Origin of the sequence: Ensifer sp. NPDC090286, from assembly GCF_044769565.1 — a bacterium.
GTDB lineage: Bacteria > Pseudomonadota > Alphaproteobacteria > Rhizobiales > Rhizobiaceae > Ensifer.
Map to the genome: position 1 here is coordinate 308,114 of NZ_JBIVYF010000002.1, position 15,186 is coordinate 323,299.

A 15,186-nucleotide genomic window follows, 5' to 3' on the forward strand; every position below is an offset into this window, starting at 1 on the left:
ATCACCTGTGTCTCATGACGACGAGTGTGATGTCGTCGTAGATCTTTTGCTTGCCGATATGCGCCATCAGGTCCTCGATGATACCCGATTTGACGTCCTCGGCGCTCTGTCCGTAAAACTTTCCGGCACTCTCGCACAGTCGCTCGATGCCAAACAGTTCGCCCTTGGCGTTCGCAGCCTCGGTCACGCCGTCCGTGTGCAGCACGATCATGTCGCCGCGGCCGAAGGAGATCTCGCGGGTGGCAACAAAGCGCGAAATGTCCGATTCCAGGCCGATCGGCAGGCCGAGGTCGAGCGTGTCGATCCGCTCGATTTCAGCCCCCTTGCGAACGACGATCAGTTCCTCGTGCTGCCCCGACAGCGTCAGGCGGCCGGCGTCGTAGTCGAGGAAGGCGAGCGACAGATGCTTGTCAGTGTTGGTGCGCACGATGTTCTTGTAGATGGCGCGGTTGAGGCGGTTGAGGAACTGCTCCGGGTCCATGTCGCCGGCTTCCTGCAGGGCCCTTGCGACCGACTGCACCATCAGCATCAATACGCCGCTTTCAAGGCCATGACCGGTCACGTCACCGATGCCGATCTTCAGCCGCTCGCCGTCGCGCAGCACGTCGTAGTAGTCGCCGCCCACCTCATCGGCCGGGCGCATATAGGCGGCGATTTCGAGATCGGCGATTTCCGCGAGCTCGCCTGCCTTCGGCAGCACCATCATCTGGATCTGCTTGGCCACGGCAAGCTCGGCGCCGAGCCGCAGGTTCTCGCTGCGCAACTGTGTGTTCAGCGTCGAAATCTGATGGTTGGCGTCCTCGAGCTGCTTGGTGCGTTCGGTCACCAGGTTTTCGAGGTTCTCGGTGTGGTAGCTGATCTCCTCAGCCATTCTGTTGAAGGCGATAGCGGCTTCACCGACCTCGTCGCGCGTGGTGATGGGCACACGGACGGAATAGTCCTTCGCCTCGATGCTGGTCGCCGCTCCGGCGAGCGCGCTGATGCCGCGGGTCACTCGCTTGGAGATGCCGAACACGGCGAGCGTGACGAACAGCAGCGAAGCGAGCAGGGCCAGGATCTGGTAGATAAGGATGCGGTTCGTCGCTTCGGAGATACTCGCCTGTGCCGCAAACAGCGAGGCGTAGATCTCCCGCTCCGGCACGACGATGCCGATCGACATGGTCTCGCGGCGCACCGGGCCGGACACCCAGAGGTTCTCCGGCTCGAGCTGCTTCAGGAGTATGAGATAGGGGACCTTCTCACCGGCTTCGTCGAGCAGCACCCGCTGAATGGCGCCATCGGTGCCGAGCGGCAGCTCTGCGATTGCGGGCTGCGCGCTGCGGCGCAGCGAGCGCTCCAGTCCGGTGACGCCTTGTCCACCCGTGTCGCTGGATCGCCGCAGGCCAATCACCTTTTCGCCGACCGGATTGATGGCAAGCACGTTGCCGTCGGACATCACCAGAAATCCGAAGCCGCTGTCGCCGACCTTGACGCTTTCGACGACCTCGGCCAGCTGGTCGAGCGTGATATCGGTTCCGGTCGCTCCGGCGACACCCTTGCGGTCGGGTGTCCAGAGCGGCTGGAAGAAACTGACGATCAGCTTGCCCGAGGCCGCATCGGTGTAGGGCGCCGTCTGCGTGGTATCGGCTGCAACGGGCCTGAGGCTTGGGTTCTTCGCCCATTCCTCCCAGGAGTCGTAGAGACCGGGGAAGAAGAAGTTCCAGAAGTTGGCTTCGTTGTGGCCGGGATAGAGACGGTCGAACGTCTGCGCCTGGTCCGCATAGGGCGCCATCCGCAAGATCGGCCGTTCCTTTGGCCCGACGTAGTACATCTGCAGTTTGGAGCGGCCGTGCTCAAGCAAAGCGGGGGCAACCAGATCGAGAACGGCACTGTTCTCGATATCGGCCTGCACCTCGGGCAGGGGTCGGTGGTCGGGGCCAAGCAGATAGCTCCATACGCTTACGCTCGAGAGCTGCCCCGGAAGGTTCTGCGCCCACCCACCTTTGGCATCGTAGGTGACGGTAACCGATTCCGGTGCATGCCGCGCAAGCGCTTCACCGACGTCGGAGCGGCGCACGGGGCGGTCGATCTGCGCCTGGATCACGCCTGCGAGCGTGGCGACGTCGGCGTGAACCTGGCCGAGCAGAAGATTAACCCGCGCGGCCGTCGATTCCGCATAGGTGAGCATGTAATCTTCGTTGGCGTTTTGCAGACCCTGTCCGACCTCCGCCGTTGCGTCGCGCGACAGCCTTTGAACGTTCCAGAGCGCCAGGCCGCCTGTCAGCAGGAGGTCGAAGAGCACGGCACTGCCGACCACCAGCACGAACTTGGCGCGAAAGGATCTCAAACCGAACCGGGGACGTTGGATATTGCTCGCGTTCATAGTGGTTTGCGCCCGGACGCTGCCCAGATCGGCCAGCCCGCATAACCCTTCGGATGCAGGGCAGCGAAGACGTGATCCCGGAAGCCCTGACGGAACCGCTCAATGAATTCGGGTGTTTCGCCGTGCCTCACCGCCATGTCCGCAAACATCTTCTCCCAGCCGGCGATGATATCGGCGAAATCCTGTGGATCACCGTCCAGATTGGTGACCATGAAGGATTCGACCAGGATGTCGTCGAAGCCCGTGTCGGCAAGATAACGCCGGCTCTTCGGCCCGAACTCCACATCGATCTCGAAATTGGTCAAAAGCCGCGCGAGCTCATTGTAGGTCCATTGGATGCTTTGCGCCCGCGGCTCGCCGAGGCAGTGCGAGTTCTTCTCGTTGGTGATGTAGACGCGGCCGCCCGGCTTCACGATCCGATAGAGCTCCTTGAGAAGAAGCTCCGGCTGATTGAAGACCTGCAGCGAGTGGCGGCAGCTCACGAAGTCGAACTGATTGTCCTCGAGCAGCATCTCCGACGCATCGCCGTAGGTGTATTCGATATCCGTCACGCCGAACTCGGCGGCCACCTTGCGGGCATAGGCGAGGCTCGGCTTCGAGTGGTCGAGGGCGACGATCCGCGACGGCTGGAACTCCTTCTGCGCGAGCACGGCGAAATCGCCGATGCCGCAGCAGATGTCGGCCACGGCGATGCCGGGCCGCATGCCGTGGCGCGGCAGGATGGTGCGCTCGTGACGCCAGGTCAATTTCGTCTGCGCGCGCAGGATTGGAATGAAGCTCGTATCCTCGAAGTAGTCTTGGCCGGGATAGAACATCGAATCGTAGACCTCGACGGAGATCTGAGGCTCGATCGTGCTCAGGTGCCGGAACATACGCGTCGTCCAGCTGACGACGCTTGAGGTGACGACGATCAGGCGCAGATCGGACCGCTCGCGGCAGGCGTCGAGGGCCACCCGGATGAAGGCCTGGAAGGCCGTGTTGTTCATCTGGATGAGGCGCTTCACATCGATATAAAGAACGCCGCGCACCGTATCGATCGCTTCCCGCAGCGCATGGATACTCTCGGCGATCTCATCGATCGAACGCGGACGAATCGTTCCGGCAAGCGAGAAGATCTGGCTGTTCGGATCGAAGTCGACCTTGAAACGCTGAGGAAGGCTCGCCGCGATCAACTCACCATTCCTTCAAGAGGAAGATCCACGATCAGGGTGATGGCTGGAGCGGCATCCTCGTCAAGCCGGAGGCGGGCGTCATAATTGACCGCGAGGTCCAGAAGCACCGATTCCCGGCTGGGGGCAAGGTCGTTGGAGATGGCGTCGAGATAGCGGGCCTGGGCATCGCTCTCACGGGTTTTCGAGACCGCCTCGCGATAGAAGCGCGCTTGACCAGGCGGGCATGGGAAGCTCAGCTGAACCCGCTCCGTGGCGCCCTGGCGATAGATCGACAGGCCGATCTTTCCGTCGGTGGTGCCGCCGCGAAACGAAACTTCCAGAAGCTCGTTGAGGGCGGAGGAAAAGAAGTTCGAATGCCGTACCGGATCGGTCCTGTTGTGGCTGATCATCCGGGCAAGGTAGCTCGAGACATGATCGCAATGGTGCCAGTCCGAGAGGAAATCTTCCATCTCCATGTCGAACTGAAGCAACGGCTCGAAAGCCGTTTCCGTGGTCTTGTTGACACTAGCACCCATGCAGCAATGCCCTCCGCACCCCGAACTCTGCCACGGCCATACGCGACTTTCTATAATGATTTCTAACCACGCAACCCCGGGATCTTGCAGAAAGACAACCCGGGTTTTGCCTCGCGCCACATCGGGCGCAACGCACGGATGCGGGGGGCTACAGCGTCGCCATTGCCGATGAGCGGCGAAGATAGGCGCCGATCGCGTCTGCAGGCATGGGCATGCCCAGGAAATAACCCTGCAGACGGTCGCAACCCTCTTTTCGAAGCCAGACGGCCTGCCCGATCGTCTCGACCCCCTCGGCGGTCACGCGCATGCCGAGGCCGTGGGCAAGGCCGATGATCGACCGGACGATCGTCTGGCTCTTATCGTCACTTTCCAGGTCCTTGATGAAGTAGCGGTCGATCTTGATCGTATCGAAGGGGAAGTTCTTGAGGTAGCTGAGCGACGAATAGAAGGTGCCGAAATCGTCGAGCGAGATCTGGATGCCGAGCACGTTGAGCGTGTTCAGCGTGTCGAGATTGTTGGTCGTGCGTTCAAGCAGCACCGATTCGGTGACCTCCAGCTCCAGCCGGTCGGCTCTCAGGCCCGACATGTCGAGCGCTTGGGCGACTCGGTCTGTCAGGCCTTCCCGCAGGAACTCCGCCGGCGACAGGTTGACGGCGACGGTGAAGTGCGACGGCCAGGTGGCAGCCTGCCGGCAGGCCTCCTCGAGAACCCATTGGCCGATTTCGTTCATCAGGCCATCGGCTTCCGCCATCGGGATGAAGACATTGGGCGGGATCGTACCGACAAGCGGATGGTGCCAGCGCACCAGCGCCTCGAAGCCAACGATCGAGAACGGCGGCTCGACGAGTGGCTGGTACTCGATCGAAAACTGCCTGTCCTGCAGCGCGGTGCGCAGACTGCGGCGCAGCATCTCGCGCTGTTCCAGCACGATCAGCATGGAACGGCTGAAGGTCTTTGCCCGGCCCCGTCCGTCCTTCTTGGCGGCATAGAGCGCGATGTCCGCCGCCTTCATCAGCTGCTCGATGTCGTTTCCGTCATTCGGCGCAATGGCAATGCCGATGCTGGCGCCGACGAAGACGGAGATGCCGTCGATGGTGAAAGGTTCGCTGAACGCCTCGATAAGTGCCTCGGCGAGATATTCGGCGTCCGCCGGCTGGTCGCTTTGCCGCTGGATGACGGCGAATTCGTCGCCGGCCAGGCGATAGGCGACTTCGCCGTCGCGAAGGGCGCCGCGAATGCGCTCGGCAGCCATCTTGAGGACGGCATCGCCGGCGCCGTGGCCCAGCGTGTCGTTGACCGGCTTGAAGTCGTCGAGGTCGATCTGCATCAGCGCCAGTTTCTCGCCGGGTGTCGGCAGGATGCTCTGAAGGTCGTCGCTGAACTGCCGCCGGTTAGGCAGGCCCGTCAGCACGTCGTGGGTTGCCTGGTGCAGCAGAAGCGCGCGCTCGCTTTCGCCATGGCTGCCGACCTCGCGGCGTGTGGCGCGACCGCTCGTTTCGAGCACTCCGATGCCGCGCATGGCGCGGAAGACGAGCAGCGTGCGCCTCGACTTGGTAACGGCGTCGACCACTTCGACGCTTCGCGGCACGCCATAGGCGATGACGGATTCGACCGCCGCCTTGGAAACGGGCGCAAGCAATTCGGGATAGAGGTGCCACAGGGTGGCGTCGACAAGCGTGCCGACTTCGTAGGTTTCCTGCAGCGCCGGCGAGGCGCTGGTCAGATGAAAGGCCTCGTCATAGAACGAGAGGACTTCGTCCGTATGAGCCGCAACGGGATCTTGCACTGAAGCTGAAGCAGACAACGTTGCATCAGTGTCCGGCATGCTTGCCTTTCCCTCTCTGTTTCGAACGCGCCTGAAGAATGTAAAAGCCCGCTCCAACGGCGGTCCGGTTCGGCTCGTCCTTCTGCAAAGCTACCGCGTCGCCCGCCCGGGTCAATGCCAATAGGCTGCCTGCGATCTTACCTGTGGAAACCTCGCTTCGGAGCATGGCGAGCGCTGCTCGATATCCTTTGCCCCACACGGTTGTATATAAGCTTCCTCTTGTATCATTTGCCATCATTGCATGCAATTTGGGGCGGAACGGCTGTGGGCGTTTCGGCCCCGCCTGCGCGCATGTTCCATTGTGGGACGCCGTATCAACAGGGGTTTCAGGTGCCTATTGCGGCCGGTCGCGGCCAAGCAAACGGCACATACGCCTGGGCAACGGACCTAGTTGGCTCCGTTTAAGTATCGGTTAACCATAAAGGAAGTTTTCAGGGGATTATGTGGCTTCACCCATCCCGCGATCACCCGGAATTAAGAACCACGGGCCCGTTGGCCACCGGGTTGCCGGTGGCCAATCGCTGTCATGCTCAGTGCGTGCTCAGAATCACGTCGGTCTTCTGGAAGGTCCGGACGTCGATCAGGCCCTTGTCGGAAATCCTGAGTTCCGGGATGACGACGAGCGCCAGCAGCGAGTGCTGCATATAGGCGTTGTTGAGCCGGCAGCCGCAGGCGCGCATGGCCTCGACGATGGCGGCGGCCTTTTCGGCGACGATCTCTGCCCGCTGGTCCGACATCAGCCCGGCGACCGGCAGTTCGACCAGGGCCAGTTCGCGGCCTTCCTTGATGACGACGATACCGCCGCCGACCTCGTGCAGCCGGTTGGCGGCCATGGCCATGTCCGCCTTGTTCGTGCCGACGACGATCATGTGGTGGCTGTCATGCGCGACGGTGCTCGCCATGGCGCAATCGCTGTCATAGCCGAAGCCGGAGACGAAGGCGTTGACCACGTCGCCGGTGCCGCGGTGGCGCTCGACGAGTGCGATCTGGCAGACGTCGTTGGCCCGGTCCATTTGCACGAGGCCGTTTTCGATCGCGACTTCGGCCTGAAGCGCCCGCGTCGGCGCCTGGTTCTCGACGACGCCGATCACGTTGACCCGCGCGCGTGTCGCCCGTGCGTTGGATGGGATGTCGAAATCCGCAGCCGCCAGCAACCGGCCGAGGTGGACGGTGTTGCGGGCGCTTTCCGGGTAGACATAGGCCGGGATATCGCGTGCCAGCGCACCGTTTTCGGCCATCAGCTCGCCGCGGGCAAAGACCATTTCGATCGGCAGCGCGGCGAGATCCGAGGTGACGATCAGATCTGCCCGGCGACCGGGTGCGATCGAGCCGATTTCGCGCTCGAGGCCGAAATGCTGGGCGGTGTTCAGCGTCGCCATCTGGATCGCGGTGACGGGCTTCAGGCCTTGCGCGATGGCATGGCGCACCACGCGGTTCATGTGTCCGTCGTGAACCAGCGTGCCGGAATGGCTGTCGTCGGTGCAGAGCAGGAAGTTGCGCGGGTCGAGGCCGGATTCGGTGACAGCCTTGATCTGTGCCGCAACGTCGTACCAGGCCGAGCCGAGGCGCAGCATGGCGCGCATCCCCTGGCGAACACGAGCGATCGCGTCGTCGACCGTCGTGCCTTCATGGTCGTCGGCCGGGCCGCCGGCGGCATAGGCGTGGAACTCGCGGCCGAGGTGCGGCGAGGCATAGTGCCCGCCGACGGTCAGCCGCGCATCCTGGGTGGCGGCGATCTCGGCCATCATCTTCGGGTCGTTTCCGGCGACGCCGGGGAAATTCATCATTTCGCCAAGGCCGATGACGTTCGGCCAGGCAAGCGCCTCGGCAACATCCTCAGCCGAAAGCTCGGCGCCGGCGGTCTCGAGACCCGGCGCGCTCGGCACGCAGCTCGGCACCTGGACGAGCACGTTGATCGGCAGGCTCTGGGCTTCCTCGTTCATCAGCCGGACGCCGTCGAGGCCAAGCACGTTGGCGATCTCGTGTGGGTCGATGAACATGGTGGTGGTGCCGTGCGGAATGACCGCGCGGGCAAATTCTGTGACGGTGACGAGACCGCTTTCCACATGCATGTGCGCGTCGCAGAGGCCGGGAACGAGATAGCGGCCGGCGGCGTCGACGACCTTGGTGTCGTCGCCGATCGTGTGGCTGGCGTCCGGGCCGACATAGGCGAAGCGGCCGGCTTTGACGGCGATGTCGGTGCCGGGGATGATTTCGCCGGAGTAGACGTTGACCCATTTGCCGTTGCGGATCACGAGATCGGCGGGTTTGCGGCCCATGGCGACGTCGACCAGTTCGGGTGCGGTCTTCGACCAGGATTGAAGCATGACAGTTTCCTTCGGATGGGCAATGTCGGCGCCCCAGCATCGAGGGCGCCGAACGATTTTCTGGCGGTTACTGGGTCTGGGCGACGAGCGCTGCGGCAAGCAGGGCCACGAACCACATGACCGGTCTTACATCGCCGGCCCGGCCGCAGACCAGCTTGATCAGCACATAGGCGATGATCGCAAGCGACAGGCCGAGCGTGATCGAGAAGGTGAGCGGGATCAAGACGATCGCAAGGAAGGCCGGGATCGCCTCGTCGAGCGCGCTCCAGCGGATGTTGCTGATCGGCTCGGACATGAAGAGGCCGGTGAGGATCAGAACCGGTGCGGTCGCGACCGCCGGCACCAGGGAAAGCAGCGGCGACAGGAACAGGAAAGGCACGAAGAGAAGACCCGCGACCAGCGCGACGAGGCCGGTGCGTCCGCCTTGCTGGATGCCGGCGCCGGATTCGAGATAGACGGTCGCCGGGCTCGTTCCGAGCGGTGCGGAGATCAGCGCCGCGATGGCGTCGACATGCATCGATTCTCGGATGTTGCGCGGCATGCCGTTTTCATCCTTGAGGTCTGCCGCTTCGGCGAGGCCAAGGAAGGTCGAGAGCGCCTCGATGAAGTTGGTGAACAAGAAGACGAAGATGAAGGGCAGGTAGATCAGGTTCAGCGCGCCCAGGAGATCGATCTGGCCGACGAAGCTGAAATCAGGCGCGGCGGAAAAGCCGCTCCAGTTGACGAGCGTATGCACATCCGGCGTCTCCGGCCAGAACGCCGCTCCATCGCCCCACCAGCGGCCGATCGGGATCGACAGGATGGTGGTGAGGATCATGCCGGCCATCATGGCGCCGGGCACCCGCCGGACCACCAGTGCCACCGTCAGCACGAAGCCGGCGATGAAGGTCAGCGTCACCGGATTGAACTGCGTCAGACCGACGATCGTGTCGGGATTGGCAACGATAAACTTGGCGTTCTCCAGGCCGATCAGCGCGATGAACAGGCCGATGCCGCAGGCGATGCCATAGCGCAGATCGACCGGGATCGCTTCGATGATGGTTTGGCGAAGGTTGAAGAACGCCATGACGGTGAAGAGCACGCCGGCCCAGAAGACGCAGCCGAGCGCGACCTCGAGCGGCACCTTGGCGCCGACCACCATGGTGTAGGCAAACAGCGCGTTGATGCCCATGCCGGGCGCCACCAGGATGGGGCTGCGCGCATAAAGCCCCATGGCGCAGCTGCCGATGAAGCTGACGAGCACCGTCGCCGTCACGCCCGCCGAAAACGGAATGCCGGCATGCGCGAGGATCGAGGGATTGACGACGATGACATAGGAGGCGGCGAGAAAAGTGGTGAGGCCTGCGAGGATCTCGGTGCGGACGGTCGAGCCGAGCCGCGAAATCTGGAAGTAGCGGTCGAGTAGCGCCGCGAGCCAGGATGTCTCCGGGCTCGGTGCCGCCTCCACGGACTTGTTCTGATAGTTCATCTTGTTCCCCTTTTTTTGAACGAAGAAGGGGGCCGGCGTGACCGGCCCCCTTCCAAGGCATCATTCCGCAGCGACGGCGCGCTCGTCCCCGCCGGCGGGCGAAAACGGCGAGATCACCTTCAGCCCGACGCAGTCGACGACACCGAGATCGGTGATCGCATATTCCGGGATCGCGGTGATCTGCAACACGAACATGTACATGAAGGGCCAGGGCAGCGGGCAGCCGAGCGCGCGGGCCGCGTCGTCGAGCTGGTCTTCCAGCGCCGCCATCTCGGCCGGCTCGATGTCGGAGACGATGCCGCCGATCGGCAGGTGCAGGAAGGCCTCGACCTTGCCGTTCCGGACGACGACCTGGCCGCCATTGTTGGCGATCAGGTGATTGATGGCGGTGCGCATGTCCTCGAGATCGGCGCCGATGCAGATGATGTTGTTGTCGTCGGGAGCCGTGGAACTGGCGATCGCGCCTTCCTTCAGGCCGAAGCCGGAGGTGAAGGCGACCGGGCGGTTGTTCGTCTTGCCGTAACGCTCGACGACGGTGACATATTGGACGTCCGCAGCGGGATCGGCGAGAACCTCGCCATCCTTGACCTTCAGCGTCACGTCGCGGCGGGTGCGCACGAAGATCTTTTCCGGGGTGACGGCGATCGCCATCGCGTCCGCCGTCTCGCCGGCGCCGTGATAAGCAACCTTGAGATCGCCGGGCTGCAGCGGTTTTACCTTGACCGAATTGAGCAGGGCGACGCTGCGCTCAGGCGGCGTGAGTTCGATCGCCATCTTGCCGTTGCGGGCGACCACTTCGCCCTTGGCGACGACGGTTTCGATGCTGAAGTTGCGCAGGTCGTCGACAAGCAGGATGTCGGCGGCGCGGCCGGGCGAGATCGAGCCGACCTTGTCGTCGATCCTGAGCGCATCGGCGCCGTTGATGGTCGCCATCTGTATCGCTGCCATCGGCGAAATGCCCATGGCGATCGCCATGCGCACCATGTTGTCGAGATGGCCGCGCTTGAGGATGTCGCTCGCCACCACGTCGTCGGTGCAGAAGCTGATGCGGCGCAGCGCCTTGACGCCCATCTCGGTAACGATCCGCAGGTTGTCGGCAAGGAAGTGCGAGATCGAAGATTCGCGTACGACGACATGCATGCCGGCGCGCAGCTTTTCGAGCATTTCCTCGGGCGTGTAGCTCTCATGGTCGGCGCGCACGCCGGACTGCTGGTAGCCGTTGAGCCGTGCGCCGCGCGTCATTGGGCAGCAGCCGAGCACCGGCAGGCGGCTCTTTTCGGCAAGTTCGAGCGCCGCCAGGACGTCGGCGTCCTCTTCCTGGATGAATTCGCGTACGGTCTCCCAGATGCCGACGCATTCCGGCCAATGGTGCGTCGCCTGGTGGTCGGCCGGGCTGAAATAGTGGCCGACGGTCGAACGCGGCATGGTGTAGGGCGTCTTGCACGGCGCGCCCCAGAAGACCTTGAGCGGCGTCTGCTTGGCTTCATCGAGGAACTCGCGCGCAGCGGCGGGGCCGCCGACGACGATGATCTGGTCGAGACCGGTGACGATCGAGGTGGTGCCGAGCGGCACGACAGCCTTCGCAAAGCTCGTCAGCGACATCTTCGAGCACTCGACATGCAGATGTCCGTCGATCATGCCGGGTGCCAGGTACTTGCCGGTGGCGTCGACGATCTTCGTCTCAGGCCCGATATAGTCGGTGATGTCGCCGACCGCGATGATGCGTTCGCCATAGATGGCGACGTCGGCCTGATAGATCTCTTCCGAAACGACGTTGACCAGGCGACCGCCGCGGATCGCCAGGGTTGCCTTGCCGCCGGTGCCGGATGCGGCGCGGATGAATTCTCTGATATCGCTCACTGGAACCTCTTCTCCCTTAGCTCCAGTGAATATTCCCAATTCCCAGTCGTTTACACAATGGGCCGAAATAGGCTATTCTCTGGACATATCGTACAAGATTTTGGACGAAATATGGATCTCTCGCTCATCGACTGCTTTGTGAAAGTTGCGGATTCCCGTTCGATTTCAGCGGCTTCCAGGCGCCATCGCCTGCCGAAATCGACGCTCAGCCATAAGATCCGACAATTGGAGGATGAGTTCGGCATCGAACTCTTCGTGCGCGAGGGCCATCAGCTGCATGTGACCGATGCCGGCGCGGAGTTCCTGCGCTACGCCCGCCTGATCCAGTCGAATTGCGACGATGCGGCAACGGCGATGGCGGAGATGCGCCAGGAGGTGGCGGGCACGCTGCGCGTGGGCTCGACCGGCGAATTCGGCACGACCATCACCTCGGAACTGCTCTACGCCTTTCGCCAGCAATATCCGCAGGTCAATCTCGACGTCGTGTTCCTGTCCTCACGCCAGCCCTTTTCCGATGTCACCGAACAGGCGCTCGACGGCATCTTCCACTGGGGCGAGCCGTCCGATGTAGACTACATCAGCCGGCGGCTTTCGGTCTCCTCCTACGGCCTCTTCGCGAGCCCACAATACATCGCCCGCCATGGCCAGCCGGATGATCCGGATGCGCTTGCCGGCCATCGCGGCCTCGTCTTCCGCCAGCCCACGCGGCTGCAGTCCTGGTATCTGACGCAGCCCGGCGAGGACGAGGTGGATCTGCTTCCGACCGCCACCTGCACCACCAACGACTATTGGACGATCAAGTATTTCGCGGTTGCCGGCGAGGGCATCGCCTATCTGCCCGACTTTTTCGTCGAGACCGAGCGCCAGGCGGGGCTGCTCGAGCCCGTACTATCGGACTGGCGCTCACCGCAGACGGCGATCAACCTCATCTATTCCCGCCGCCGGCACGTCTCGAAGCGGTTCAAGGCCTTCGTCGACTTTTGCATCGACTTCTATCGCGACCGGGACCGGGTGAAGATCCCGCGCTACTACGTCGAGCGCGTCAGCCTCTAGAGGCGGGGCAGAGGCATGCAGCCGCGTCTCTAGCCCAGCAACGAAGGCAGCACGCTGGCGCCGTCGATATTGCCGCCGCAGAGCAGGATGGCATTGGTCTGGCCGGCGCATTTTGCTGCAACCTGCCGGAAGCCGGCAAGCGCGAGAGCTGCTGCTCCTTCGACCAGCATATGCTCGTCGAGAAGCACGTCCCGCATCGCCGCGGCAATCTCGGCTTCGGAGCAAGTCACGACCTCATCGACGACGGCCATCGCAAGCCCGAGTGTCATGCTGTCTTCGTCAAGACCGCCGGCGACGGCATCGGCGAGCGTGTCGAGGTGTTCGGTTTCGATCACCCGACCGGCCTTCATCGAAGCCGCGAGCGCCGCCGAATTTTTAGCGGAGACGCCGATGACGCGGGTCAACGGGCTGAAACTCTTCAGCACCGAACCGATGCCGCTGATCAGCCCGCCGCCGCCCATGGCGATGAAGACATTGTCGATGCGCTCGGCCTGCTCCAGCAGTTCAAGCGCGATCGTGCCCTGACCGGCGATGATTTCCGGGTCGTTATAGGGCGAGACGTAGCCGAGCTTTTCGGTCGCGGCCAGTTGCTGTGCATGCTGTTCGGCAAGCCCGGTTTCGGAACCGTGAAGGACGACGTCGACACCGTAGGCGCGGATGCGTTCCAGCTTCGCTGGCTTGACGATCTCGGGCAGCACGACAGTCAGCTTTTGCCCGATCGCGCTTGCCGCATGGGCCGCACCGATGCCGTGGTTGCCGGAGGAGGCGGTGATCACCTGCTGGTCCCGCGGCAGCGACGTCATCTTGCTCGCAGCACCGCGGATCTTGAAGGAGCCGGTCAGTTGCAGGTTTTCCGCCTTGAACAGCACCGTCGAGCATGTTTGCTGCCCGATCGTGCGCGAGGGGAACAGCGGCGTCTCATAGATGAAGGGGCGGATGCGCTGACGCGCACGGACAGAGCGCGCCGCCGTTTCGAGGACGTCTTTGGTCATTGGGTTGTTCCTTGCAGGCGGCCGAGCAGGCCAAGTTCATCGAGGACGGTGCGGGCGATGGCGATGTCCTGCGTCGCGATCCCCGTCAGGTCGGCGATGGTGATGTCACGGTCCGAGCGCCGGCCTTCGGCCGCACCGGAAAGGATCGCCCCGAGCGCAACACAGCGGTCCTCTTCGATCAGCCCGGCGCGGGCCGCTGCAGAAAATTCGCCATGGTCACGGCATTGCTCGGCGAGATCGGCGACCAGCCGGTCGGCGCGTACAACGAGAGCAATGTCGAGTTCCTGCTTACCGGGTGCGTCCGCGCCCATGGCGGTGACATGGGTGCCGGGCGCGATCCAGTCCGATCGGATCAGCGGCTCCGTCGATGGCGTCGTGGTGACGATCGCATCGGACTGGCGGCAGAGGGTTTCGAGATCGGTCGTTGCAGCGATGGAAAGGTCGAGGTCCTCAAGGTCGGCAAGTACGGCGCTGGCCCGTTCCATGGATCGCCCCCAGACCGTGAACCGCAGCGGTCGATCCGAGAGTGCGGCAAGCGCCCGGATCTGGATGCGCGCCTGCGTTCCGGTGCCGACGATCCCGATCCTCCGCGCGTCCTTGCGCCAGAGCGCCATCGTCGCGAGCGCGCCGCCGATACCGGTGCGAAGATCGGTGAGCAGCCCCTTGTCGTCGAGCACGGCTATCACGTCGCCGGTCTGCGAGGATACGGCGACCATCATGCCGTTGCTAGACGGCAGTCCTTTGGCCGGATTGTCGTAGAAACCGGAGGCGATCTTCACGACGAAGATCGGATCGCCTTCGATGTAGCCGTACTTGATGTGGCAATCCGCATTGCGACCAGGAAGCGGTAGATAACCGACCGGCGGCAGGTTGGCACGACCGTCGGTGACCGCGATATAGGCGTCGCGGATGGCCGGTGCGGCGAGCGTCAGCAACGGTAGCTCGGCCAGTCTTTCTCGGTCGATGACGATCATGGCGCGCTCCCCTGGCTCAGATATTTATAGACCGTCGCCCGGCCCATGCCGAGGATCCGGGAAATGTAGGAGGCGGCATTCTTGCCGCCGAAGGCGCCGTTTGCCGAAAGCGCGATCACCAGCGCCTGCTTGTCGGCCCTGCTCAAGGTCGAGATCGTCAGTCCCCGCACCGCCGTCCATTGCTGGACATATTCGTTGACGCGCTCGTGCCAGTCCTCCTTGAACAAGCTTTCCGGCTTGTCGCCCGCGACCGGCACGCGCACGAGCGCGTTCAGCGTGCGGAGAGCTGCGTGAAAATCCGAAACGTCGGCGTTGATGCAGAGCACGCCGATCGCCTTGCCGGTGGCATCGCGCAAGACCGCGCTGATCGCCTTGATCGAGCGGCCGTCCCAGTTGACCTTCTCGTAGGGACCGATGATCGCATCGCCTTGCCTGAAGCCGATTTCGCTGAGCAGCGAAGGTTCACCGATTTCCCGCTTGGAGAAGTTGCCCGCGATATGGACGACGGTTTCGGTTGCCAGATCGTGCAGCACGACCTCGGCATAGGGCTGGAACAAAAGCGTGATCGCGTCGCAGACCAGGCAATAGGGACGGAGTTCTGGGGTCACGGCCTTCCTCTTCCTTGATGCAATCCATAA

General features: G+C 63.2%; 11 protein-coding genes. 1 reads left to right on the plus strand and 10 read right to left on the minus strand.

The features are described 5' to 3' along the window. Position 1: 1 nt before the first annotated feature. From ACIQUG_RS11705 to ACIQUG_RS11735, 7 genes are all read right to left on the minus strand, one after another. Complete coding sequence (locus ACIQUG_RS11705; RefSeq protein WP_402321373.1) at positions 2–2,362, minus strand: SpoIIE family protein phosphatase; 2,361 nt, start codon at positions 2,360–2,362, stop codon at positions 2–4. Next, entirely contained in the window at positions 2,359–3,534 is a 1,176-nt protein-coding gene (locus ACIQUG_RS11710; RefSeq protein ID WP_043624447.1) for a class I SAM-dependent methyltransferase, read from the minus strand. Before ACIQUG_RS11710 ends, ACIQUG_RS11705 begins: the two co-directional genes overlap by 4 nt. Next, entirely contained in the window at positions 3,531–4,049 is a 519-nt protein-coding gene (locus tag ACIQUG_RS11715; RefSeq protein WP_034790260.1) for a hypothetical protein, read from the minus strand. Before ACIQUG_RS11715 ends, ACIQUG_RS11710 begins: the two co-directional genes overlap by 4 nt. Positions 4,050–4,197: 148 nt before the next feature. Then, positions 4,198–5,874: a putative bifunctional diguanylate cyclase/phosphodiesterase gene (locus ACIQUG_RS11720; RefSeq protein ID WP_402321378.1), complete on the minus strand. Its 1,677-nt coding sequence runs from the start codon at positions 5,872–5,874 to the stop codon at positions 4,198–4,200. 530 nt (positions 5,875–6,404) lie between these two features. Further along, positions 6,405–8,201: an adenine deaminase gene (gene ade / locus ACIQUG_RS11725; RefSeq protein ID WP_402321381.1), complete on the minus strand. Its 1,797-nt coding sequence runs from the start codon at positions 8,199–8,201 to the stop codon at positions 6,405–6,407. A 67-nt stretch (positions 8,202–8,268) separates the two neighbouring features. Continuing rightward, positions 8,269–9,669 (minus strand): NCS2 family permease, encoded by a 1,401-nt coding sequence (locus ACIQUG_RS11730; RefSeq protein ID WP_402321384.1) that lies wholly within the window; start codon positions 9,667–9,669, stop codon positions 8,269–8,271. Between the two features lie 60 nt (positions 9,670–9,729). Then, on the minus strand, positions 9,730–11,529 hold the full coding sequence (locus ACIQUG_RS11735) for an adenine deaminase (protein ID WP_402321387.1): 1,800 nt from the start codon (positions 11,527–11,529) through the stop codon (positions 9,730–9,732). 111 nt (positions 11,530–11,640) lie between these two features. On the opposite strand from ACIQUG_RS11735, the gene ACIQUG_RS11740 reads away from it, so the two are divergent. Beyond that, entirely contained in the window at positions 11,641–12,582 is a 942-nt protein-coding gene (locus ACIQUG_RS11740; RefSeq protein WP_043624434.1) for a LysR family transcriptional regulator, read from the plus strand. Positions 12,583–12,611: 29 nt separating this feature from the next. Here ACIQUG_RS11740 and ACIQUG_RS11745 read toward each other — a convergent pair whose 3' ends face one another. From ACIQUG_RS11745 to ACIQUG_RS11755, 3 genes are read right to left on the minus strand one after another with little or no spacing between them, the layout of a single operon-like run. Beyond that, positions 12,612–13,574, minus strand: coding sequence for a pyridoxal-phosphate dependent enzyme (locus ACIQUG_RS11745; protein ID WP_402321390.1), 963 nt, complete (start codon positions 13,572–13,574; stop codon positions 12,612–12,614). Continuing rightward, the gene (locus tag ACIQUG_RS11750; protein WP_402321393.1) at positions 13,571–14,548 is read right to left on the minus strand and encodes an ornithine cyclodeaminase family protein; all 978 of its coding nucleotides are present in this window, start codon (positions 14,546–14,548) and stop codon (positions 13,571–13,573) included. Before ACIQUG_RS11750 ends, ACIQUG_RS11745 begins: the two co-directional genes overlap by 4 nt. After that, complete coding sequence (locus tag ACIQUG_RS11755; RefSeq protein WP_402321395.1) at positions 14,545–15,156, minus strand: transcriptional regulator; 612 nt, start codon at positions 15,154–15,156, stop codon at positions 14,545–14,547. Before ACIQUG_RS11755 ends, ACIQUG_RS11750 begins: the two co-directional genes overlap by 4 nt. Between the last annotated feature and the right edge of the window lie 30 nt (positions 15,157–15,186).